The following is a 20,624-nucleotide window of genomic DNA, read 5'->3' as shown; positions in this document are numbered from 1 at the left end:
GCCCTCGAAAGACGAGCCCTGAATGTTCCTGCTGCGCGCGCTGTATACCCTGATCATGTACCTGTTGACGCCGGTGATCCTGTATCGCCTGGCGTGGCGCGGCATTGGTTACCGCGACTACTGGGGACGCTGGCGCGAGCGCTTCGGCTTCTTTGCCGACCCGGACCTGCGCGACACGATCTGGGTGCATGCGGTGTCGGTGGGCGAAATGAATGCCGCGGCGCCGCTGATCGAAGCCTTGATGAAGCGCTTCGAAGGTCGCCGCTTCGTCGTGACCACGGTCACCCCGACCGGATCCGCGCGCGTGCAGAAGTTGTTCGGGCAACGGGTCTTCCATGTCTACCTGCCCTATGATCTGACCGCCTCGATCCGGCGCTTTCTCGACCGCATCAATCCATCGCTGGCGGTGGTGATGGAGACCGAGATCTGGCCGAACCTGTATTACGAATGCGCGCGCCGCCGGATTCCGATCGTGCTGGCCAATGCGCGCCTGTCCGAGCGTTCGCTCAACGGTTATGGTCCGGTGCGGCCACTGGCGCGCGAAGCCATCCGCTCGGTCGCCTTCGTGGCGGCGCAATCGCAGCAGGATGCGGTGCGCCTCGGACAACTGGGCGCGCGGCCGACGCACATGCGCGTGGTCGGCAACGTCAAGTTCGACATGCGCGTGCCGAACGGACTCGATCGCATCGGCAAGGTCTTGCGCGAATACTGGGGCGAGTCGCGCCCGGTGTGGATCGCGGCGAGCACGCATGAAGCCGAAGAGGCCGCCGTGCTGGAAGCGCATACGCGCGTGCTGCGGCGTTTTCCCGAAGCCCTGCTGGTGATCGCGCCGCGGCATCCGGAGCGCTTCCAGCCGGTGATCAAGCTCTGTCGCGGCTATGGCCTGCGTACGCTGTCGCGATCAGAGGACACCGTGGCCCATCTCGACACCCAGGCCTTCGTCGTCGACACCATGGGCGAGCTGCTGAATTTCTTCGCCGCCGCCGAAGTCGCATTCGTGGCCGGCAGCTTCGAGCGCATCGGCGGGCACAACGTGCTGGAACCGGCGGCGGTCGGCAAGCCGGTGCTGGTCGGCCCGCACACCTTCAATTTCGCCGAAGTCACCGAGAACCTGATCAGCGACGGTGCCGCGCTGCGCGTGCAAAACGCGGTCGAACTCGGCGACACCGTGTCGCGCCTGATCGGCGACCCCGCCACCCGCCACCGCATGTCGGCCAACGCCCTCGCGGCCGTCGAACGCGAGCGCGGCGCCGTCACCCGCTGCGTCGAAATCGTCGCGGCGGTGATGGCGGGCACGGCGCCCTAGTTACATATCGAACTTGCGCAATTCGAAGCCGCGGGCCTTGTAGTCGGTCCAGCGGCTGCGGGAACCGTCGCGTTCGGCGGGGTCGGCCGGGATGACTTCCTTGACCGATTCGGGTGTGCCGGGAACGGTGCTGTCGCGCAGGTTGATGACGAGCGCGCGCAGCGGGCTGTCGAATTCGGGCGGGACGATCAGTACGGGGGTGACATCGTCATCTTCGTCGCCGGCGATTTGATGACCGATGAAGCCGTCGGGATCGATTTCCCAGAGCAGTTCGTCGAGCGCTTCGGCCTGTTCCTGGTGGCGCGCGTGGATCAAGGTCGGGATCTGCTGCGCGTAGGCCATCTTCGCCAGTTCGCAGACCAGCAGCAGCGGGTTCTCGCGAAAGCGCGGCTTGTCGATCAGGTAGAAGTCGGCACGCGCCACGTCATGCGACCTGCTGCATCAGCCATTGCATCAGCAGCGGCACCGGACGCCCGGTGGCGCCGCCCTTGCGGCCCTCGTCGGATGCGCTGCCGGCGACATCGAGATGGGCCCAGCGCAGGCCGTCGGTGAAGCGCGCAAGGAAGCAGCCGGCCGTGATCGCGCCGGCATTCTTGCCGCCGATGTTGGCGACATCGGCGAAACCGGTTTCGAGTTGCAACTGATAGTCGTCCCAAAGCGGCAGGCGCCAGGCACGATCGTGCACTTCGGCACCGGCCGCGAGCAGTTCCTCGGCGAGGTCGTCGTGCTTGGTCATCAGGCCGCTGGCGTGCTTGCCGAGGGCGACGATGCAGGCGCCGGTCAGCGTGGCGATGTCGATCACCGTTTCCGGTTCGAAGCGGCGCGCATAGGTCAATGCGTCGCACAGGATCAGGCGGCCTTCGGCGTCGGTATTCAACACTTCGACGGTGATGCCGGACATGCTCGTGACCACGTCGCCCGGACGCGAGGCATCACCGTCCGGCATGTTCTCGACGGCCGGGATGATGCCGATCAGGTCGATCGGCAGGCCGAGCCGCGCGCTCGCCTCGATCGCGCCGAACACCGAGGCAGCGCCGCACATGTCGTACTTCATCTCGTCCATGCCGGCGGCCGGCTTGATGCTGATGCCGCCGGTATCGAAGGTCACGCCCTTGCCGACCAGCACCACCGGCTTGCGTTCGCGGCTGCCGCGATAGCGCAGCACGATCAGCTGTGGCGGATGGGCGCTGCCGCGCGCGACCCCGAGCAGCGCATTCATGCCGAGGTCCTGCATCTGGGCGCGGTCGAGCACGTCGACATCGACGTTCGCGAGATCGTGCGCCATCTGTTTCGCAACCGCCGCGAGGTGCAGCGGCGTGCAGATGTTCGGTGGCAGGTTGCCGAGTTCGCGGGTGCGGCGGATGCCGTGGGCGATGGCGCGACCCGACTGCACGCTGGTCTCGTCGTGCGTGGCGATCGCAAGTTCGGCCAGTCCATCCGGCTTCTCCGGCTTGCGTCGCGTCGCCTCGTAGCGATAGAGCGCGGCCTCGGCGGCGATCACGTGCTCGCGCACCGCCCAGGCGGCATCGCGACCCTGTACCGGCAATTCGGCCAGCCAGCTCGCCGCGGACTTCGAAGGCCCGGTACGCAACGAGCGCAAGGCTTCGCGCAACAGATCGATGTAGCGCGCCGCATTCAGTTGACCGGGCTCGCCGAGGCCGACCAGCAGCACGCGCTTCGCGGCCACGTTCGGCAGGTCGTACAGGCGGGTGAGTTGCTTGGGTTTGCCGCCGACATCGCCGGCGTCGATACGGGCGCTGATCGCGCCGCCGCTGGCGAGATCGACTTCCGCGGTCGCGGCCGGCAGGGCGCCGCGATCGAACACGCCGAGCACGAGCACATCGGCGACGCATTGCGCCGGTTGGGCCTTGAGCGAAACGACTTCGATATTCATGCATCGTCCTGCGGAAACCGTGGGCTTCCGTTCATGTGAGAGGAGAGGGCAGCGCGATGCCGCCTGATAGACTCGCGCCGCCCCGCGTGGGGCGACGCCACGGCCGGCAGTCTAGCAAACCGGTCCCGAGCCCCGACGAGCCGAAGCACCGGATGCGCATCATCGACCGTTATCTGCTGCGCGAATTGACGCGATCCTTCGTCGCGGTCAATGCCGTGCTGCTGCTCGTCACCTTCGGTGGCGTGCTCACCGACGTGCTGAACAAGATCGCGCGCGGCAAGTTGCCGGCGACGCTGCTGCTGGCCCAAGTCGGCCTGCGTTCGCTCGATGCGCTGGCGATCATCCTGCCGCTGGGCATGTTCCTCACCGTCCTGCTCGCCTACGGCCGGCTCTATCGCGACAGCGAGGTCGCGGTGCTGGCGGCCTCCGGCCTGCGCCTGCGCGAGATGCTGAAGCCGGTGCTCTGGCTGGCCCTGCCCTTGCTGCTGGTGCTGGGCGGGATCACCTTCATCGCCAGTCCGCGCGCGCTCGCGCTGGCCGACAAGCTCGTGCAGGACGCCAATCGGTCCCTGCTCGTGGCCGGGCTCGAGGCCGGGCGCTTTGTCGATCTGCCCGGCGGCATGGGCGTGATCTACATCGGCACCATGAGCGACGACGGGCGTCAGTTCAACCGCCTGTTCGTGCAGTCCGACGATGACGGTCGCCTCGACATCATCACCGCCGCCAGGGGCGAGCTGTACAACGACCGGGCCGGGCGCGAGCGCTATCTGCGCCTGCAGGACGGGTTTCGCGTCGAAGGCACGCTCGACGCGCCAGATTTCCGCGCCATGCGCTTTGCGCGCAATGACATCCGCTTGCCGGAACCCGAGGCCGAAGGGCCGAAGCGTGCCGAGACCCGCAACGACACCCTGGCCTTGCTCGCCAGCAGCAAGCGTGCCGATCGCGCCGAGCTGCATTGGCGGCTGGCGGTGCCGGTATCGGCGCTGGTCCTGGCCCTGCTGGCCTTCCCGCTGGCGCGTTCGGCACCGCGCGAGCCGCGCTTCGGCAAGCTCATCATCGCCGTGCTGTCCTACATCGTCTACGTGAACCTGCTGGCGCTCGGGCGCGGCTGGCTCGCCGACGGCAGCCTGCCGATGTCGGCCGGGCTGTGGTGGGTGCATGGCCTCGGTGTGGTCCTGTTCGGGTTGCTGTACCTGCTTGGCGCGCGCCTGCCGAAGCCAGCTGCGGTGCGCGCATGATCGGACTGACCCGGACCGACCGCCTGATCGCGCGCCAGGTGCTCGGCGCAACCCTGCTCGCGCTCGCGATCTTCATCGGCATCGATGCGCTGTCCGCCTTCATTCGCGAGATCGACGAGATCGGCGACGGCAAATACACGCTGATGATGGCAGTGACCTACATCGCCTACACGATTCCGCGGCGCATCTACGAACTGTTCCCCATGGCCGCCGCGATCGGTGCCGCGATGGGGTTGGGCGGACTTGCGCCGACCTCGGAGCTGACTGCACTGCGCGCCGCCGGCTGGTCCAAGCTGCGTCTCTGCGTCGGCGCGCTGATGCCCTTGCTGGTGGCGTCGGTGCTGGTCTTCGCTATCGGCGAAACCCTGGGGCCATGGGGCGAGCGCGCCGCGCAAGGGGTCGCGATCGGTGCGAAGTCGCAGGATCTGGTGACCACGAATTCGTCGGGCATCTGGGCCCGCGATGGCGAGGACCTGCTGAATGCGAAGCGCGGCGCGCTGATCGAGGGCGATGTCGAACTGATCGATGCGCGCCTGTTTCGCTTCGACGACAGCGGGCGGCTGTTGTCGATCACCCGTGGCGAAAAGGCCCGGCACGAACCGGGGGGCTGGCGCTTCACGACGGTGCGCCAGTTCCGCTTCGAGCCCGACGCCGTCGCCACCGAAAGCCTGCCCGAGTGGCGCTGGGAAGTGGCCCTGGATCCGGCCCTGATCGCGATGTCGGTGGTGCGCCCGCGCTATCAGGCATTGACCGAGCTGCGCGAACACATCGGCTATCTGGAGCGCAATCGCCTCGATGCGCAGCAGTTCCGATCGGCGTTCTGGGCGCGAGTGTTCTATCCGCTCGGCATTCTGGCGACGGCGCTGCTGGCGATGCCGTTCGCGTTCTCGGCGCTGCGCTCGGGCGGATTCGGCAAGCGCCTGTTCGTCGGGCTGGTGATCTCGATCGCCTTCTACTACCTGCAGAGTGCCTTCGTGAACATGGTCGAGCTGGCCGACGGCCCGTTGCCGATCGGCTACCTGACGCCGCCGCTGCTCGCGCTCGTGGGCGCGTGGCTGTGGTTGCGGCGCAGCTTCTGACTCAGCGTTTCGGCAGGTGCACGACGGCGCTGTCGGCGACGCGATCGTGCAGTGCGCGGCGGCGCGGATCGAACAGGCACCACAACAGTCCGGGCAGGAACAGGCCGACCAATGCCCGCAGCAAGGCGCTTTTCAGCGACAAGGTGCCATGGTCCGCGCGGACCGCGATGCGCCAGGCGCGCATGCCGATGGTCTGGCCGCCACGGCGCCACGAGATCACGTAGTACGCCAGGGTCAACGCACCCAGCCAGATCTGCAATGCCAGATGCGGCCAACCACCGCGCAGCACCAGATCGACGCGGTCCACCGGCACCAGCAGGCGGGTGAGCAGGACGGCGAGTGCGGTCGCAATCATCCACAAGCCGGCCAGCGGCAGCAGGTCGTACAGCGCGGCCAGCAGGCGTCGCCACAGCGGCGCGTAAACAGGGATTTCAGTGGACAAGGGCGAGGGCTCGGACTGCTATCGTTTCGCGCATGGTAGCGACTCGCACGACCAGCCCGAACGATGCGTTGATCCGCGCGGTGCTGGAACAGCTCTGGTCCGAGCAGGGGCTATCCAAGAACACGCTGGCTTCGTATCGCGCCGACCTGCTCGCGGCCGATCGCCTGCTCGCGGCGCGCGGCCGTCCGTTGATCGAGGCCAGTCGCGAGGACCTGTTCGCGGTCCTGGCCGAGCGCAGTCGCGGCGGCATTTCGGCGCGCAGCAGTGCCCGCATGCTGTCGTCGCTGCGCCTGTTCTTCCGGCACCTGCTGCGCAGCGGCCGCGTTGCGATCGATCCCACCGCCCTGATCGACGCGCCGAAGTTGCCGAAGCCGCTGCCGAAGGCGCTGGGCGAATCCGAGATCGATGCGCTGATCGCCGCGCCTGCACTCGACACGCCGCTGGGCCTGCGCGACCGCGCCATGCTGGAACTGATCTATGCGACCGGCCTGCGCGTGACCGAGCTGGTGACGCTGACGACCGACCAGGTGAACCTGCGCCAGGGCGTGCTGCGCGTGCGTGGCAAGGGCGGCAAGGACCGCCTGGTGCCGATCGGCGAAGTCGCGATCGACTGGCTGACCCGCTACGTCGCCGAGTCTCGCCCGCTGCTGCTGAAAGGGCGGACGAGCACCGTTCTGTTCGTCACGGGACGTGCGACGGCACTGTCGCGCAAAACCTTCTGGGTCATCGTCAAGAAGCTGGCGGCGCGCGCCGGCATCCACCGCCCGATTTCCCCGCATGGCCTGCGCCACGCCTTCGCCACCCACCTGCTGAACCACGGCGCCGACCTGCGCGCGCTGCAGATGCTGCTCGGCCACAGCAGCCTGTCGACCACCCAGATCTACACCCTGGTCGCCCGCGAGGGCCTCAAACGCATCCATGCCGAGCATCACCCGAGAGGTTGACGGCATGCATTTCTCTCGATCTACGATTCAGTCTCGATGTGTCGCTGCGAACCAACCCGGCAACGACTCGGCCTCACCGAAGACGACGTACCTGTACTACACCGATGAAGGTTATGCGGCCGAGTACACCCACAACGGCAACCACCCGAACAGCGAAGCCAGCATCACGCCGACGCTGAGCCAGTTGTACCTGTTCGCCCCGCAGGGCCTGTGGTCGACCGAACCGGTCGCGATCAAACAATCCGGCGACACGCCCGGCTGGCGCTACCCCGAAACCGATCACCTCGGCACCCCGCATGGGCTGATCAGCAAGGCGGGTGAAGAAACCACCGACCTCCGTGCCAATGCGTTCGGGCAGACCGAGGTCAGCGGCGAACCGCTAGCGCTGCGCTTTGCGGGGCAGATGGAGGATCGCGAGACCGGTGCGTACTACAACTTCCATCGCGACTACGAGCCCGACCTTGGACGGTATCGGGAGAGTGATCCGATTGGGTTGAGGGGTGGGATCAATATGTTTGGTTATGTCGATGGAAATCCTGAAAACTCGCACGACTCTCTCGGTCTTTCTGGATCTCGACCAGGCGGCCCCTACCATCCGCCAAATAACGTATCCACAAAGTGTCGACCAGGCGACTCGTGTACGAAGATAATTGGAAAATTGTGGGTCTTGGCGACGATGATAACGAGTCATACGTTATGGGATCGGCGCGCAGGCAGTGCCCGCCACGCTACCGAAATTGCTGACTTGTGGACTCAGTACGCTAAGTGTCTTTCGATGGCATATGACAAGTGCGGTGACGCATGCAAGAAAATCAAAATTCCGTTACCTAGCATTCCAATAATCGTTCACCCATGCCTAACAAGCGGAATTGGATGTGAAAGCTATGGCAATGACTCGCCACCGAGGGAAGCATGAACTTTGGCGAAATTGCAGTCACCGATTGGCATGTCGATGATGACTATGCCACGCGTATGGCGGAGCTCATTGAATCGGGCCAGATCGATATATTAGATGCGATTAATAGATCAATTTCAATAAGAAATATATCTTGCCTAGGGGTGGCATATGCTTTTCTGATTGACACAGGAGAAAACTTCGATACGAAGCTTAACGTCGATTGGGATGTTTGTATTTTTTTCATAAAGAAATATTTTCAACTGTGTATTGAAGTCAACCCGGATTCGCAATTCGCTGACTCCAGATACTCTGCTTGCTGGGATGCGGCAAGATGGATATCTGGGGAAATCTCCGCCCCTAGGCCGAGTTTTCTTCTGGGAGTTGATTGGGTTAGACCTGTTTTCGAAAATGGTGACGAATCAGTAAGACTTGCAATTGAGACTGGCATGCTTGAGCATCTTCCCAAGACCATTGGTATTGGTAAATTGTTCATTGATTGGCTTGACTCTGGCGCACTGCAAGATGCGTTAAGTCGTAGCGGGCTAGAAGAGTTGGCAATTTTGGCTGCAAGATCAGGTGGTCGAGGAATGGAGTGAAGATGTCACGGCTCCTGCTCGGCATATTTTTCCTCTTACTGCAGTGGTTCTTCAGCACCGTTGCCCAAGCCGGCCAAGTGACGGGCCCGAACGGCGAGTACAAGGAATCGCACACGGACCTGTCGGTGAAGGTGCTGGGCGGTGCGGTGAGTGTCGAGCGCTCGTGGTTGAACGGTCGCTGGTATGTGAACCCGGCGTGGGCGGATTTGCAGTTCACGTATGACGCTTTGGACGGGTCGGTGAAGACGATCGACCGCGCGGGCTCGGTGTTCGAAGGTTCCGGCGAGGTGTTCGTGTTCGACGACCGCTTCTTCGTGCGCAAGACGACGCAGGAAGTGAACGGCGAGACGGTGACGGGCTGGCGCTGGAGCAACACCGGCGGCGACTGGGTGGACTACGACGCGGACGGCAGGATCGTCGCGTATGGCGATCGCCACGACGTGTCGGTGCGCTTCGTGCGCAACGGGGACGGGTTGATCAGCGCGGTGCGCGACGACCGCGACGCGCTGGTGTTGAGCATCGCGTACACGAACGGCCAGCCGACGACGATCACCGATCGCGCCGGTCGCTCGGTGAGCTACACCTGGACGGGCACGAACCTGAGTTCGGTGCAGGACGTGCTTGGCCACGTCTGGACGTACACGTACGACGGCAACGGCCAGATCACCGGCGGCAAGGCGCCGGTCGGCGACGATGGCGTGGTACGCGCGTGGTCGCTGACCTATGTCGCGAGCTACAAGGTGACCGGCGCCGCGGTGCCGGTGGGCGTGAGCTTCTCGGGCGTGGCCGGCCGCGACTTCCGGATCAGCCGCGTGGCGACGTTCAAGAACGAAGCCGGACACACGTTCAATTACGAGTACGACTACGACCGCGGCAAGCGCCAGTGGAGCTTCATCCGCAAATATCCGTCGGGCCGTCGCGAAGCCAGCGTGTACGACCTCGATGGCCGCATCGTGCGCCAGGAAGAAGGCAGCGCGGTCACCTACGACCGCACCAAGGACGGCGACCGCGTCGAGTACAGCAAGGACGAACGCGGCCAGATCACCCGCCGCGAACTGGACAGCACGCGCAACGTCACCAAGATCAGCTATCCAGACGGCACGTCGGAGTCGTGGGTGTACCACCCGCGCTTCGCGTTCCCGACCGAACACGTCGATGCGCGCGGCACGAAGACGACGTATCGCTACACCGACCACGGCGACCTGATCGAGAAGATCGAGGCGGTCGGCGAACCCGAACAACGCACCACGACCTACGTCTGGAACGACCTCGGCCAGATGACGTCGATGACGATCAAGGGCGCGGCCGAGGCAGAAGACGCAACCACCACCTACAGCTACGACGACCACGGCAACGTCGCGACGATCACCGATGCCGAGCAGATCACCACGCGCTACACGCACCACGTCACCGGCCAGGTCGAGACCACGACCGATGGCCGGGAGAAGGTCTGGACGAACAGCTACAACGATGCCGGCGAATCGTCTGGTGAAGACCACCGATGCGAAGCAGGGCGAGAGCACGACGGTGTACACCCCGGACGGCCTGATCACCGAGCGCACCGATCCGAGCGGACAGAAGACGACGATGCAGTACGACGCCCGCGGCCGCCTGTGGAAGGTGATCGACGGCGCGAACAACGTCACCGAGACCGTGTACGGCACCGCCGAGAACGCGCTGACCGGCCTGGTCGCGGCGATGCAGTACCCGACCTATCGCGAGGAATACAAATACGACCCGCGCGGCCGGCGCACGCAGACGATCCGCGTCTTGAGCGAGAGCCGCCGCGAGACCACGGCGAGCGGGTTCGATGCGAACGGCAACACGATCAGCAGCACCGACGCGCTCGGCCGCAGCACGCTGTATCGCTACGACCGCCTCAACCGCCTGATCGAGACCACCGATGCGCTGGGCGGCAAGACCGGTTACGGCTACGACCTGCGCGACAACCTGCTGAGCCTGACTGATGCGAACCAGAACACGCACCGGTTCACCTACGACCGCCGCAACCGCGTCCTCACGGAAGCGCGGCCGATGGGTCAGACGTACCGGTACCGCTACGACGCGAACGGCAATCTGGTCGAGAAGATCGATGCGCGCAACCAGCGCTCGGTCACGACCTATGACGACGCGAACCAGCGCAGCCAGGTCGAATACTTCGAAGCCAACAGCGAGGTCGCGCACAAGACGGTGACGTTCAGCTACGACGACCGTGGCCTGCTGAGCGGCTACAACGATCAGACCACGAGCGCGAGCTACGGCTACGACGAACTCGGACGCAAGACCACGGAAACCGTCGACTACGGCCCGTTCAATCTCGGCCACAGCTACACCTACAAGGCCAACGGCCAGAAGGCGAGCTACACCGCGCCGGACGGCACCCCGTTCGGCTACGACTACACCGACCACGGCCAGCTCGCCGCGATCACGATCCCGGACGAGGGCACGATCGCCTACAGCAACTTCCAGTGGAGCCGCCCGCAGACGATCACCTATCCGGGCAACATCGTGCGCACGCAGACCTTCGATGCCTTGATGCGCACCCAGAGCATCACGGTGAAGAACGCACAGAACGCGACCCTGATGGCCTATGGCTACGACTACGACGCGGTCGGCAACATCACCCAGAAGACCACCGAGCATGGGCCGTACCACTACGGCTACGACGCGCTCGATCGCCTGATCCGCGCCGACTATCCGAACGGCCAGAACAACGACCAGATCAACGACAGCTTCGAACCGAACACGTTCCCGTTCAAGGACGACCAGTTCAGCTACGACCTGCTCGGCAATCGCCTGACCGACCAGGCGCAGACGACGACGGCGCCGTGGCAGTACAACGCCAACAACGAGCTGCTGAACTCGGGCCTGAATCTGTACGCCTACAACGAGAACGGCAGCACGGTCGAGAAGCAGGCGCCGAACGAACAGATCGAGCAGCGCTACGTCTACAACACGGAAGAACGCCTGGCTGAGGTCAAGGACCAAAGCGGCACGACCATCGCCACGTACTATTACGACCCGTTCGGACGACGCCTGTGGAAGACGGTCGCGCCGAACCAACCCGGCAACGACGGCGCCAGTCCGAAGACGACGTACCTGTACTACACCGATGAAGGTTATGCGGCCGAGTACACCCACAACGGCAACCATCCGAACAGCGAAGCCAGCATCACCCCAACGCTGAGCCAGCTCTACCTGTTCGCCCCGCAAGGCCTGTGGTCGACCGAACCGGTCGCGATCCAGCAAACCGGCGACACGCCCGGCTGGCGCTACCCCGAAACCGACCACCTTGGTACCCCGCATGGACTGATCAGCAAGGCGGGCACCGAAACCACTGACCTGCGCGCCAATGCGTTCGGGCAGACCGAACTCAACGGCGAATCGCTACCGCTGCGCTTCGCGGGGCAGATGGAGGATGACGAGACCGAGAACTATTACAACTTCCATCGCGACTACGAGCCCGGACTTGGGCGATACAGGGAGAGTGATCCGATTGGGTTGAAAGGTGGGGTCAATTCATATTGGTACTCCAATGGTGCGCCGGTGATTCTCATCGATCAAGACGGAAATGCCGCGGGAGCAATCGTTATTACATGTTTCGTGCCAATCGTTGGGCAGGTTTCATGTGTCGGTGCGATCGTGGTTACAACTGCGGCAGCAGTGCTGTGCTACGCGACTGGCGCTTGTCAGGCGATGATGGAGTCGATTGCGGATGCATGTTCAGATGCGATGTCTGTTGACTGCGAAGAAGAGGACGATAGGTGCTTTGAAAAGTGCGAACATTTATTAGGAACAGACAAATTTGATCAGGGCGTTCCTTATCGTGTTTGCTGGGCAGAATGCATGGAGAAGGCGGGATGTCGATAGAAAATCTTGATTTTGAATTGGTCAAAAAATTGTCCGATGCGGCGAACAAATTCATGTTTGAATTGAACGGAGCGGCATGCCAAATTAGAATTAATGGTGGAAATATAAAAGCAATTAGAGCAATATCAAAAATAATGAACACAATTGACTCTCAGTTTATTGATGGCCTCGGGATCAATTTATTGGATTCTGTCGATAAACTTTCTCGGAAGGCTGAAGACGAGCAAGATTGACGATTGAGCGCCGCTCCTCGCTGATTCACATGGCTATTCGCCTCCTCACACTTCTGCTACTGCTCTTCGCCACCCTCGCCCAAGCGGGCCAAGTGACTGGTCCCAATGGCGAGTACAAGGAGTCGCACACGGATCTGAGCGTGAAGGTGCTGGGCGGTGCGGTATCGGTGGAGCGCTCGTGGTTGAACGGCCGCTGGTACGTGAACCCGGCGTGGGCGGATTTGCAGTTCACGTATGACGCTTTGGACGGGTCGGTGAAGACGATCGACCGTGCCGGTTCGGTGTTCGAAGGCTCGGGCGACTTGTTCGTGTTCGACGATCGCTTCTTCATGCGCAAGACGACGCAGGAAGTGAACGGCGAGCCGGTGAGCGGCTGGCGCTGGAGCAACACCGGCGGCGACTGGGTGGACTACGACGCGGACGGGAAGATCGTCGCGTATGGCGATCGCCACGACGTGTCGGTGCGCTTCGTGCGCAATGGGGACGGATTGATCAGCGCAGTGCGCGACGACCGCGACGCGCTGGTGCTGGCGTTCACCTACACGAACGGCCAGCCGACAACGATCACGGATCGTGCCGGTCGCTCGGTGAGCTACACCTGGACGGGCACGAACCTGAGTTCGGTGCAGGACGTGTTTGGCCACGTCTGGACGTACACGTACGACGGCAACGGCCAGATCACCGGCGGCAAGGCGCCGGTCGGCGTGAGCTTCTCGGGCGTGGCCGGCCGCGCCAGCTGTGGGGCGCAGGCGGTGCGACAGCCTTGGCTTGGCCGAGCCCTCCTGCCTCTGCAACAATGCCGGTTCCGCCGTGAACTTTCCGCGCCGGTGCCGGTCTAGGGTCGGTGCCGCAGCAGACGGCGTCCCACCTACAAGGAATTCCCCGATGCTCAAGCGTGTCATCTTTTCGTTGGCGATCGCCGCCAGCGCCACGGTCCAGGCCGACGCCGCCAGCGAAGCCAAGGTCCGCGAAGCCATCAAGGCGCTGGTGCCGAGCGCGCAGATCGATTCGATCGGCGAGTCCAAGCTCACCGGCTTCTACGAAGTGACCTTGTCCGGCCAGGTGCTGTACGTCAGCGCCGACGGCAAGTACCTCGTCCAGGGCATGGTCTACGACATCGCCAACAAGCGCGACCTGACCGAGGAAAAGAAGTCGATCATGCGCAAGGCGGCGCTGGCCGGCGTGCCGAGGGACCGCATGATTTCGTTCCCGGCGAAGAGCGAAAAGCATCGCGTCACCATTTTCACCGACATCGACTGCGGCTACTGCCGCAAGCTGCATCAGCAGATCGCCGAGTACAACAACCTCGGCATCACCATCGATTACCTGTTCTTCCCGCGCTCCGGTCTGAACACGCCCTCGTTCGACAAGGCCGTCACGGTGTGGTGCTCGGCCGACAAGCAGAAGGCGTTCACCGACGCCAAGGCCGGCATGGAGCAGGAAAAGAAGACCTGCGACAACCCGGTGGCGGACGATTTTGCGCTCGGCCAGAAGCTCGGCGTGAACGGTACCCCGATGATCGTGGCCGGCGACGGTTCGCAGATCGGCGGCTACGTGCCGCCGGCCCAGATGCTGGAGCGTCTGGTCGCGATCGACGCCACCAAGTAAACAGCCGACCTGGACCACAGGCCTGCCGACGCCGCCCCCGGGCGGCGTCATTTTTTCTGCAGACCCGCGCCTGACGGCGGTTCCGGGTGATCGGCTATCCTTGCCGCCCATTTTTTCAGGTGTTCCCGCGATGATGCTGCTCGACGGCCGCGAAATCCTGTCCGCGTTCCGCCGTGACCGCTTGAACGAGCGTCTCGGCGGCAGCGGCGGCCCGGTGTGCGTGACCGCGGCCCGGGTCGTCTATGCACTGGACGGGATCGATGCCGCTGCGGATGCGCGCCTTGCGACGCTGCTCGATGCGGTCGGTGTGGCGGCCGCGCTGACGGCCGACGACGTGCTCGTCCTGCCGCGGCTCGGGACCATTTCACCGTGGGCGAGCAAGGCCACCGACATCCTGCGAGGCGCCGGCCTGACGCTGGATCGGGCCGAGCGCGGCATGCGTTATCGCGTCGAGGGCTTGTCGGCGCTGGACGATGCGGCCCGGGCGCGCGTGCTGAAGACCCTGCATGATCCGATGACGCAGTCGCTGTTTCGCAGTGCCGAGGGCGTCGCCGCGCTGTTCCGGCATGAATCGGCACGGCCACTGGCGCGTGTGGCGCTGGCGGGTGATGCGCGTTCCGCGCTGATGGCGGCGAATGCCGAACTCGGGCTGGCGCTCAGCGGCGACGAGATCGACTATCTGGCCGACGCCTATGGCCGTCTCGGCCGCGATCCGAGCGATGCCGAACTGATGATGTTCGCGCAGGCGAATTCCGAGCATTGCCGCCACAAGGTGTTCAACGCGACTTGGCGCATCGACGGCGAGGCGCAGCCGAAGTCGCTGTTCCAGATGATCAAGCACACCCATTCCACGACACCGGCGCACACGCTGTCGGCGTATCACGACAATGCCGCGGTCATCGCCAACGGAATGGCCGAACGCATGCAGGCCGACCCGGCGACGCGGCGCTGGCGCGCGCTCGGCGAAGACACGGCGTTCGCGATCAAGTGCGAAACCCACAACCACCCGACCGCCATCTCGCCATTCCCGGGCGCGAGTACCGGCGCCGGCGGCGAGATCCGCGACGAGGGTGCGACCGGCCGCGGCGCGAAGCCGAAAGCCGGCCTGACCGGCTTTACCGTGTCGCATCTGCGCATTCCCGGCGCACCGGCCCCGTGGGAGCAGGCGCGGGCCACGCCGCCGCGGATGGCCAGTGCCTTCGAGATCATGCGCGACGGTCCACTCGGTGGCGCCGCGTTCAACAACGAATTCGGACGCCCGGCCCTGCTCGGCTACTTCCGCAGTTTCGAGCATCCCGAACACGCCACGCTGACGCGCGGCTACGACAAGCCGATCATGCTCGCCGGCGGCCTCGCCAGCATCAAGGCCGAACATGTCGAAAAGCTGCGCCTGCAGGACGGCGACGCGGTCATCGTGCTCGGCGGCCCGGCGATGCTGATCGGCCTCGGTGGCGGCGCGGCGTCGTCGGTGGCATCGGGCACGTCCAGCGAAGCGCTCGATTTCGCCTCGGTACAACGCGACAACCCGGAGATGGAGCGGCGTTGCCAGGAGGTCATCGATCGCTGCTGGTCGATGGGCGCCGACAACCCGATCGTCAGCATTCACGACGTCGGTGCCGGCGGCTTGTCGAATGCGATTCCGGAACTGCTGAACGACTCGGAAGTCGGCGGCCGCATCGACCTGCGCAAGATTCCGAACGACGAACCCGGCCTCAGTCCGATGCAGATCTGGTGCAACGAGGCGCAGGAACGCTACGTGCTCGGCGTGCGGCCCGAACGCCTCGCCGAATTCGAGGCGATCTGCCGGCGCGAACGCTGCATCCATGCGGTCGTCGGTCACGCCACCGCGGCGCGTCATCTGACCGTCGCCGATCCGCTGCTTGGTGCTACGCCGGTCGATCTGCCGCTCGACGTGTTGTTCGGCAAGGCGCCGAAAATGCACCGCGATACGCGCCATGTCGCGCCGAAGTTGAAACCGCTCGACCTCTCCGGCGTGACGCTGGAAGAAGCGATCCCGCGTGTGCTCGCGCACCCGTCGGTGGCCGGCAAGAGTTTCCTTGTGACCATCGGCGACCGTTCGGTCGGCGGACTGTGCGCGCGTGATCCGATGGTCGGGCCGTATCAGGTGCCGGTCGCCGATGCCGCGCTGACCCTGCTCGATTTTGCCGGTCACGCCGGCGAGGCAATGGCGGTGGGTGAACGCACGCCATTGGCGCTGATCGATGCCGCCGCTTCCGCGCGCATGGCTGTCGGCGAGGCCTTGACGAACCTCCTGTCGGCGCCGGTCGCGGCACTCGACGAGATCAAGTTGTCGGCGAACTGGATGGCGGCAGTCGGTCATCCGGGCGAAGACGCGGCGCTGTTCGAGGCCGTGAAAGCGGTGGGCATGGCGCTCTGTCCGGCGCTGTCGCTGTCGATCCCGGTCGGCAAGGATTCGCTGTCGATGCAGGCGAGCTTCCATGACGGCGAACGCGAGCAGCGCGTGGTCGCGCCGGTCTCCCTGATCGTGTCCGCGTTCGCACGCGTCGGGGATGTCCGCGCCGCGTTGACGCCCGAGCTGCGCACCGATCTCGGCGCCAGCACCATCTGGTTGCTCGATCTCGGCGCCGGCCAGACGCGACTGGGTGGGTCGATCCTCGCACAGTGTTTCAACCAGCTCGGAGACGTCGCCCCCGATCTCGATGATGCTGCTCGGTTCCGCGGCTTCTTCGACGCGCTCGCCGATCTGCGCCCAGTGTTGCGCGCCTGGCACGACCGTTCCGACGGCGGCGCCTTCGCGGCGCTGTGCGAGATGGCGTTCGCGAGCCGGTGCGGTCTCGACATCGCTGTGCACCGCGATGCCTTGTCCGAATTGTTCAACGAAGAACTCGGCGTGCTGGTGCAAGTGGCCGATGCAGACCGCGGCGCGTTCGAAACCCTGTTGGCGAAGCATGGTCTCGCGTCCCTCGCGCGTCCGCTCGCCACGCCTTGCGCGACGCCGCGCATCCGCGTCTCGCGCGGCGGCGACGTCCTGTCCGAGCACGCGCTTGCCGACCTGCTCGCGATCTGGCACTCGGTCAGTCACGCCATGCAAGTGCGTCGCGATGATCCGCGTTGCGCCGACGAGGAACGGGCATCGGTGATCGGCGGTGCGCATGCCCTGTCGGCGGTGCTGCCGTTCGACCCTGAAGACGATGTCGCGGCACCGTATATCGCCACCGGCGCCCGCCCCAAGGTCGCCATCCTGCGCGAGCAGGGTGTGAACTCGGAAGTCGAAATGGCGGCCGCGTTCACGCGCGCCGGCTTCGACTGCTACGACGTGCACATGACCGACCTGATCGAAGGCCGCGACCGCCTCGCGAACTATCACGGTCTCGCTGCCTGCGGCGGTTTCAGCTATGGCGACGTGCTCGGCGCCGGGCGCGGCTGGGCGTCGTCGATCCTCTATCACGGCGATCTCGCCGCTCAGTTCGGTGCCTTCTTCGCCGACACCGGCAAGTTCGCGCTCGGCGTCTGCAACGGCTGCCAGATGTTCGCGTCGATCAAGCACTTGGTGCCGGGCGCCGTACATTGGCCGCGCTTCCGGCGCAATCGGTCGGAACAATTCGAAGGCCGCGCCAGCGCCGTCGAAGTGCTCGATTCGCCGTCCATCCTGTTCGCCGGGATGGCGGGTACGCGGGCACCGATCGCCGTGGCGCATGGCGAGGGCCGCGCGGAGTTCGACGCGCCCGAGCATGCGACGCAGGCACTCGCCGCGATGCGCTTCGTCGATGCCGACGGGCTTGCCACCGAGCGCTATCCGGGCCAATCCGAACGGCTCGCCGGGCGGGGCCACGGCATTCACCATTCCCGACGGTCGTGTCACGATCCTGATGCCGCATCCGGAGCGCGTGCATCGCTCGGCGCAAATGAGCTGGGCGCCGCGCTCGTTCGGTGAGGCAAGTCCCTGGTTGCGCATGTTCCGCAATGCGCGCGTGTGGTTGGGTTGACGTGATGAGCGAGCAGGATTCCATCGAGCAAGTGTCGACCGAAGACGCCGCGCGTTCGATTCGGCTCGGCACGTTCTTCGCCGTGGCGGTGATGTGGCTCGCGTTCTCCTTCGCGGTCTGGTTTGCGTTGCGCACGATGATCGTGTTCCCGGTGATCCGCGCCGCGCACTGGGTACTGACTGCGTGGATGCCCGAGTTGTTCCAGGCGGCGACGCAGTCTTATCAGCAGGTGAAGTTGTCGCTGTATGCGGCGACACATGCGATCGGCGGACTGCCGGATTCGCAGTTCATCGTCGACATCAGCTTCGACGCCTTGAAGTTTTGCTACGGATTGCCGATCTATGTCGGCCTGACCGCCGCGACGGCCTTGTGGAGCGACCGCTACTGGCCAAAGATCCTGGTCGGTCTGGTGGTGTTGCCGATCACCCAGGTATTCGCGCTGGTCGGCAATGCGCTCAAGGTCGCGGGCTTCGAGATGACCTCGGCGGCGTCCACCGGCCTGGTCGATGCCGGGGTTGCACCCGCGGTCGCGCAGCAGGTCGCACTGGCCGCGAACAACGACGTCGTCGCCATCCTCTCCAGCCACTGGATGAATCTCGAACTGATCGCGATCTGGTCGCAGTTCGGCACGCTGATCGTGCCCGTTCTTGCGCCGGTCGCGCTTTGGATCGCCTTGAATGGTACGTTCCTGCGGGCGCTGCAAGGCAGTGCGCTGGCCGAGCCGGAACCCGCGCCCGGTCAGAATGGTCCAACGCAGTCTCCACCCCCGGGTTCGCCATGACCGAGATCGACACCGATACCGATACCGCAGCGCCGGAAGCGCCCGTCCGCGCCGAACCGAGCTTCGACGAGCGCATCAGTGCGCAGATGATCGCCCGCGGTCGTCTCAAGGAGGCCGATCTCGGTCGCGCCCGCCGACTGCACGAGGAGAATCCGGAAGGCGATTTCATCTCGCTGATGACCCGGCTCGGTCTGGTCTCCGAGCGCGATGCTGCCGAGGCCCTGGCCGAGGTGATGAAGCTGCCGCTGCTCTCGGCCAAGGAATGCCCGGATGCACCGCCGCCGAACGTGCAGGTCTCGACGCGCTTCCTGAAGCAGTACCACGTCGTGCCGATCGGCGAGGACGAGACCCAGGTCAGCCTGCTTGTGGCCGAGCCGCAAGACCCGTATCCGGCCGAGGCGATGCAGCTCGCCACTGGCAAGGACGTGCAGGTGCGTGTCGGCCTGCGTTCGGAAATCGACGATCTGATCGAGCGCTACTACGGTTCCGGCCGTTCGGCGATGGGCACGATCGTCGAGAACCTGTCCGATGACGCGACCCGCTCCGAAGACGATGTCGAGCACCTGCGCGATCTCGCGTCGGAAGCGCCGGTCATCCGTCTCGTCAACCTGGTGATCCAGCGTGCCGTCGAGGCGCGCGCGTCCGACATCCACATCGAACCGTTCGAGAACCGGCTCAAGGTGCGCTACCGCATCGACGGCGTGCTCGAAGAAGTCGAGTCGCCGCCGGCCAGTTCGACCGCCGCCGTGATCTCGCGCGTCAAGATCATGGCCAAGCTCAATATCGCCGAGCGCCGCCTGCCGCAGGACGGCCGCATCATGTTGCGCGTGCAGGGCAAGGAGCTCGACCTGCGCGTCAGCACGATGCCGACCAGCTATGGCGAGTCGGTGGTCATGCGCATCCTCGATCGCGAATCGGTGGTGCTCGACTTCCACAAGCTCGGCTTCACCGACCAGTTCCTGCCGCGCTTCCTCGACGTGCTGAACCTGCCGCACGGCATCATGCTGGTCACCGGCCCGACCGGTTCCGGCAAGACCACGACGCTGTACACCGCGCTGAGCAAGATCAATACGCCGGACGTGAAGATCATCACCGTCGAGGATCCGGTCGAATACCAGATCGAGGGCATCAACCAGATCCAGGCCAAACCGCAGATCGGCCTCGACTTCGCGCACGCGCTGCGTTCGATCGTGCGCCAGGATCCGGACATCATCATGATCGGTGAAATGCGCGACCTGGAAACCGCGAAGATCGCGATCCAGTCGGCGCTGACCGGACACCTGGTGCTGTCGACCCTGCACACCAACAACGCCGCCGGCGGCATCACCCGCCTGCTCGACATGGGCGTCGAGGACTATCTGTTGTCGTCGACCGTGAACGGCATCCTCGCGCAGCGCCTGGTGCGCCGTGTCGAACCGACACATGCTCAGCCCTATCTGGCGATGCCGGAAGTCGTCCAGGAATTCAAGCTGGAGCAGTACACCGAAGACCGGCCGATCCGTCTGTTCAAGCCGACGCCGTCGAACCTGACACCGACCGGTTATCTCGGCCGCACCACGATCATGGAGTTCCTGGTGATGAGCGATCCGCTGCGTCGTCTGGTGATGAAGCACGCCGACATGGGCGTGATCGAGCAGGCTGCGCGCGAGCAAGGCATGCGCACGATGTACGAGGATGGCTTGATCAAGGCCTTGTCCGGCACGACCACGATCGAGGAAGTGATGCGTGTCTGCCAGGACGCCTGATCCGATGCCGCGCGCCGACGCG

The 20,624-nt window shown here is 64.7% G+C and carries 15 protein-coding genes and 1 pseudogene; 13 read left to right on the top strand and 3 right to left on the bottom strand.

The window, feature by feature from the left end:
* The first annotated feature begins 22 nt into the window (after positions 1 to 22).
* A complete protein-coding gene (gene waaA / locus IPP28_17035; protein MBL0042703.1) occupies positions 23 to 1,306 on the top strand; it encodes a lipid IV(A) 3-deoxy-D-manno-octulosonic acid transferase in 1,284 nt (427 codons plus the stop codon).
* Here the strand turns inward: waaA and IPP28_17030 are convergent, their stop codons facing one another.
* Both IPP28_17030 and IPP28_17025 read right to left on the bottom strand, forming a co-directional pair.
* Entirely contained in the window at positions 1,307 to 1,729 is a 423-nt protein-coding gene (locus IPP28_17030) for a DNA polymerase III subunit chi (GenBank protein ID MBL0042702.1), read from the bottom strand. It abuts the gene before it with no gap.
* Between the two features lies 1 nt (position 1,730).
* Positions 1,731 to 3,200 (bottom strand): leucyl aminopeptidase, encoded by a 1,470-nt coding sequence (locus tag IPP28_17025; GenBank protein ID MBL0042701.1) that lies wholly within the window; start codon positions 3,198 to 3,200, stop codon positions 1,731 to 1,733.
* A 152-nt stretch (positions 3,201 to 3,352) separates the two neighbouring features.
* Here IPP28_17025 and lptF point away from each other — a divergent pair, with 152 nt between their 5' ends.
* Complete coding sequence (gene lptF / locus IPP28_17020; GenBank protein ID MBL0042700.1) at positions 3,353 to 4,438, top strand: LPS export ABC transporter permease LptF; 1,086 nt, start codon at positions 3,353 to 3,355, stop codon at positions 4,436 to 4,438.
* Positions 4,435 to 5,517, top strand: coding sequence for an LPS export ABC transporter permease LptG (gene lptG / locus IPP28_17015; GenBank protein ID MBL0042699.1), 1,083 nt, complete (start codon positions 4,435 to 4,437; stop codon positions 5,515 to 5,517). The genes lptF and lptG overlap by 4 nt, the downstream gene beginning before the upstream one ends.
* A gap of 1 nt (position 5,518) precedes the next feature.
* On the opposite strand, the gene IPP28_17010 is transcribed toward lptG, so the two are convergent.
* Positions 5,519 to 5,959: an RDD family protein gene (locus IPP28_17010; protein MBL0042698.1), complete on the bottom strand. Its 441-nt coding sequence runs from the start codon at positions 5,957 to 5,959 to the stop codon at positions 5,519 to 5,521.
* A 32-nt stretch (positions 5,960 to 5,991) separates the two neighbouring features.
* Here IPP28_17010 and xerD point away from each other — a divergent pair, with 32 nt between their 5' ends.
* The 10 genes and pseudogenes from xerD to gspE all read left to right on the top strand — a co-directional run bounded on the left by xerD (position 5,992) and on the right by gspE (position 20,602).
* Positions 5,992 to 6,903 (top strand): site-specific tyrosine recombinase XerD, encoded by a 912-nt coding sequence (gene xerD / locus IPP28_17005; protein MBL0042697.1) that lies wholly within the window; start codon positions 5,992 to 5,994, stop codon positions 6,901 to 6,903.
* Positions 6,878 to 7,819: an RHS repeat-associated core domain-containing protein gene (locus tag IPP28_17000; protein ID MBL0042696.1), complete on the top strand. Its 942-nt coding sequence runs from the start codon at positions 6,878 to 6,880 to the stop codon at positions 7,817 to 7,819. The genes xerD and IPP28_17000 overlap by 26 nt, the downstream gene beginning before the upstream one ends.
* Positions 7,816 to 8,397 (top strand): hypothetical protein, encoded by a 582-nt coding sequence (locus tag IPP28_16995; GenBank protein MBL0042695.1) that lies wholly within the window; start codon positions 7,816 to 7,818, stop codon positions 8,395 to 8,397. The genes IPP28_17000 and IPP28_16995 overlap by 4 nt, the downstream gene beginning before the upstream one ends.
* Positions 8,398 to 9,885: 1,488 nt before the next feature.
* A complete protein-coding gene (locus IPP28_16990; GenBank protein MBL0042694.1) occupies positions 9,886 to 12,267 on the top strand; it encodes an RHS repeat protein in 2,382 nt (793 codons plus the stop codon).
* On the top strand, positions 12,258 to 12,500 hold the full coding sequence (locus tag IPP28_16985) for a hypothetical protein (protein MBL0042693.1): 243 nt from the start codon (positions 12,258 to 12,260) through the stop codon (positions 12,498 to 12,500). Before IPP28_16990 ends, IPP28_16985 begins: the two co-directional genes overlap by 10 nt.
* Positions 12,497 to 13,339, top strand: coding sequence for an RHS repeat protein (locus IPP28_16980; GenBank protein MBL0042692.1), 843 nt, complete (start codon positions 12,497 to 12,499; stop codon positions 13,337 to 13,339). Before IPP28_16985 ends, IPP28_16980 begins: the two co-directional genes overlap by 4 nt.
* Before the next feature lie 46 nt (positions 13,340 to 13,385).
* On the top strand, positions 13,386 to 14,108 hold the full coding sequence (locus IPP28_16975) for a DsbC family protein (GenBank protein ID MBL0042691.1): 723 nt from the start codon (positions 13,386 to 13,388) through the stop codon (positions 14,106 to 14,108).
* A gap of 130 nt (positions 14,109 to 14,238) precedes the next feature.
* Positions 14,239 to 18,076: pseudogene (gene purL, locus IPP28_16970) on the top strand (phosphoribosylformylglycinamidine synthase).
* Between the two features lie 4 nt (positions 18,077 to 18,080).
* Entirely contained in the window at positions 18,081 to 18,857 is a 777-nt protein-coding gene (locus IPP28_16965; protein ID MBL0042690.1) for a hypothetical protein, read from the top strand.
* A complete protein-coding gene (gspE, locus tag IPP28_16960; GenBank protein MBL0042689.1) occupies positions 18,854 to 20,602 on the top strand; it encodes a type II secretion system ATPase GspE in 1,749 nt (582 codons plus the stop codon). The genes IPP28_16965 and gspE overlap by 4 nt, the downstream gene beginning before the upstream one ends.
* The last annotated feature ends 22 nt before the right edge of the window (positions 20,603 to 20,624 follow it).

Source organism: Lysobacterales bacterium, from assembly GCA_016721845.1.
Taxonomy (GTDB): Bacteria; Pseudomonadota; Gammaproteobacteria; order Xanthomonadales; family Ahniellaceae; genus JADKHK01.
This window is presented reverse-complemented; position numbering and strand designations above follow the sequence as displayed.

What these genes read in the sequence shown, in the direction of transcription:
- waaA (MBL0042703.1), top strand. Translation starts at nt 23, where the DNA reads ATGTTCCTGCTGCGCGCGCTGTATACCCTGATCATGTACCTGTTGACG.
- IPP28_17025 (MBL0042701.1), bottom strand. Translation starts at nt 3,200, where the DNA reads ATGAATATCGAAGTCGTTTCGCTCAAGGCCCAACCGGCGCAATGCGTC.
- lptF (MBL0042700.1), top strand. Translation starts at nt 3,353, where the DNA reads ATGCGCATCATCGACCGTTATCTGCTGCGCGAATTGACGCGATCCTTC.
- lptG (MBL0042699.1), top strand. Translation starts at nt 4,435, where the DNA reads ATGATCGGACTGACCCGGACCGACCGCCTGATCGCGCGCCAGGTGCTC.
- xerD (MBL0042697.1), top strand. Translation starts at nt 5,992, where the DNA reads ATGGTAGCGACTCGCACGACCAGCCCGAACGATGCGTTGATCCGCGCG.
- IPP28_17000 (MBL0042696.1), top strand. Translation starts at nt 6,878, where the DNA reads ATGCCGAGCATCACCCGAGAGGTTGACGGCATGCATTTCTCTCGATCT.
- IPP28_16995 (MBL0042695.1), top strand. Translation starts at nt 7,816, where the DNA reads ATGAACTTTGGCGAAATTGCAGTCACCGATTGGCATGTCGATGATGAC.
- IPP28_16985 (MBL0042693.1), top strand. Translation starts at nt 12,258, where the DNA reads ATGTCGATAGAAAATCTTGATTTTGAATTGGTCAAAAAATTGTCCGAT.
- IPP28_16975 (MBL0042691.1), top strand. Translation starts at nt 13,386, where the DNA reads ATGCTCAAGCGTGTCATCTTTTCGTTGGCGATCGCCGCCAGCGCCACG.
- IPP28_16965 (MBL0042690.1), top strand. Translation starts at nt 18,081, where the DNA reads ATGAGCGAGCAGGATTCCATCGAGCAAGTGTCGACCGAAGACGCCGCG.
- gspE (MBL0042689.1), top strand. Translation starts at nt 18,854, where the DNA reads ATGACCGAGATCGACACCGATACCGATACCGCAGCGCCGGAAGCGCCC.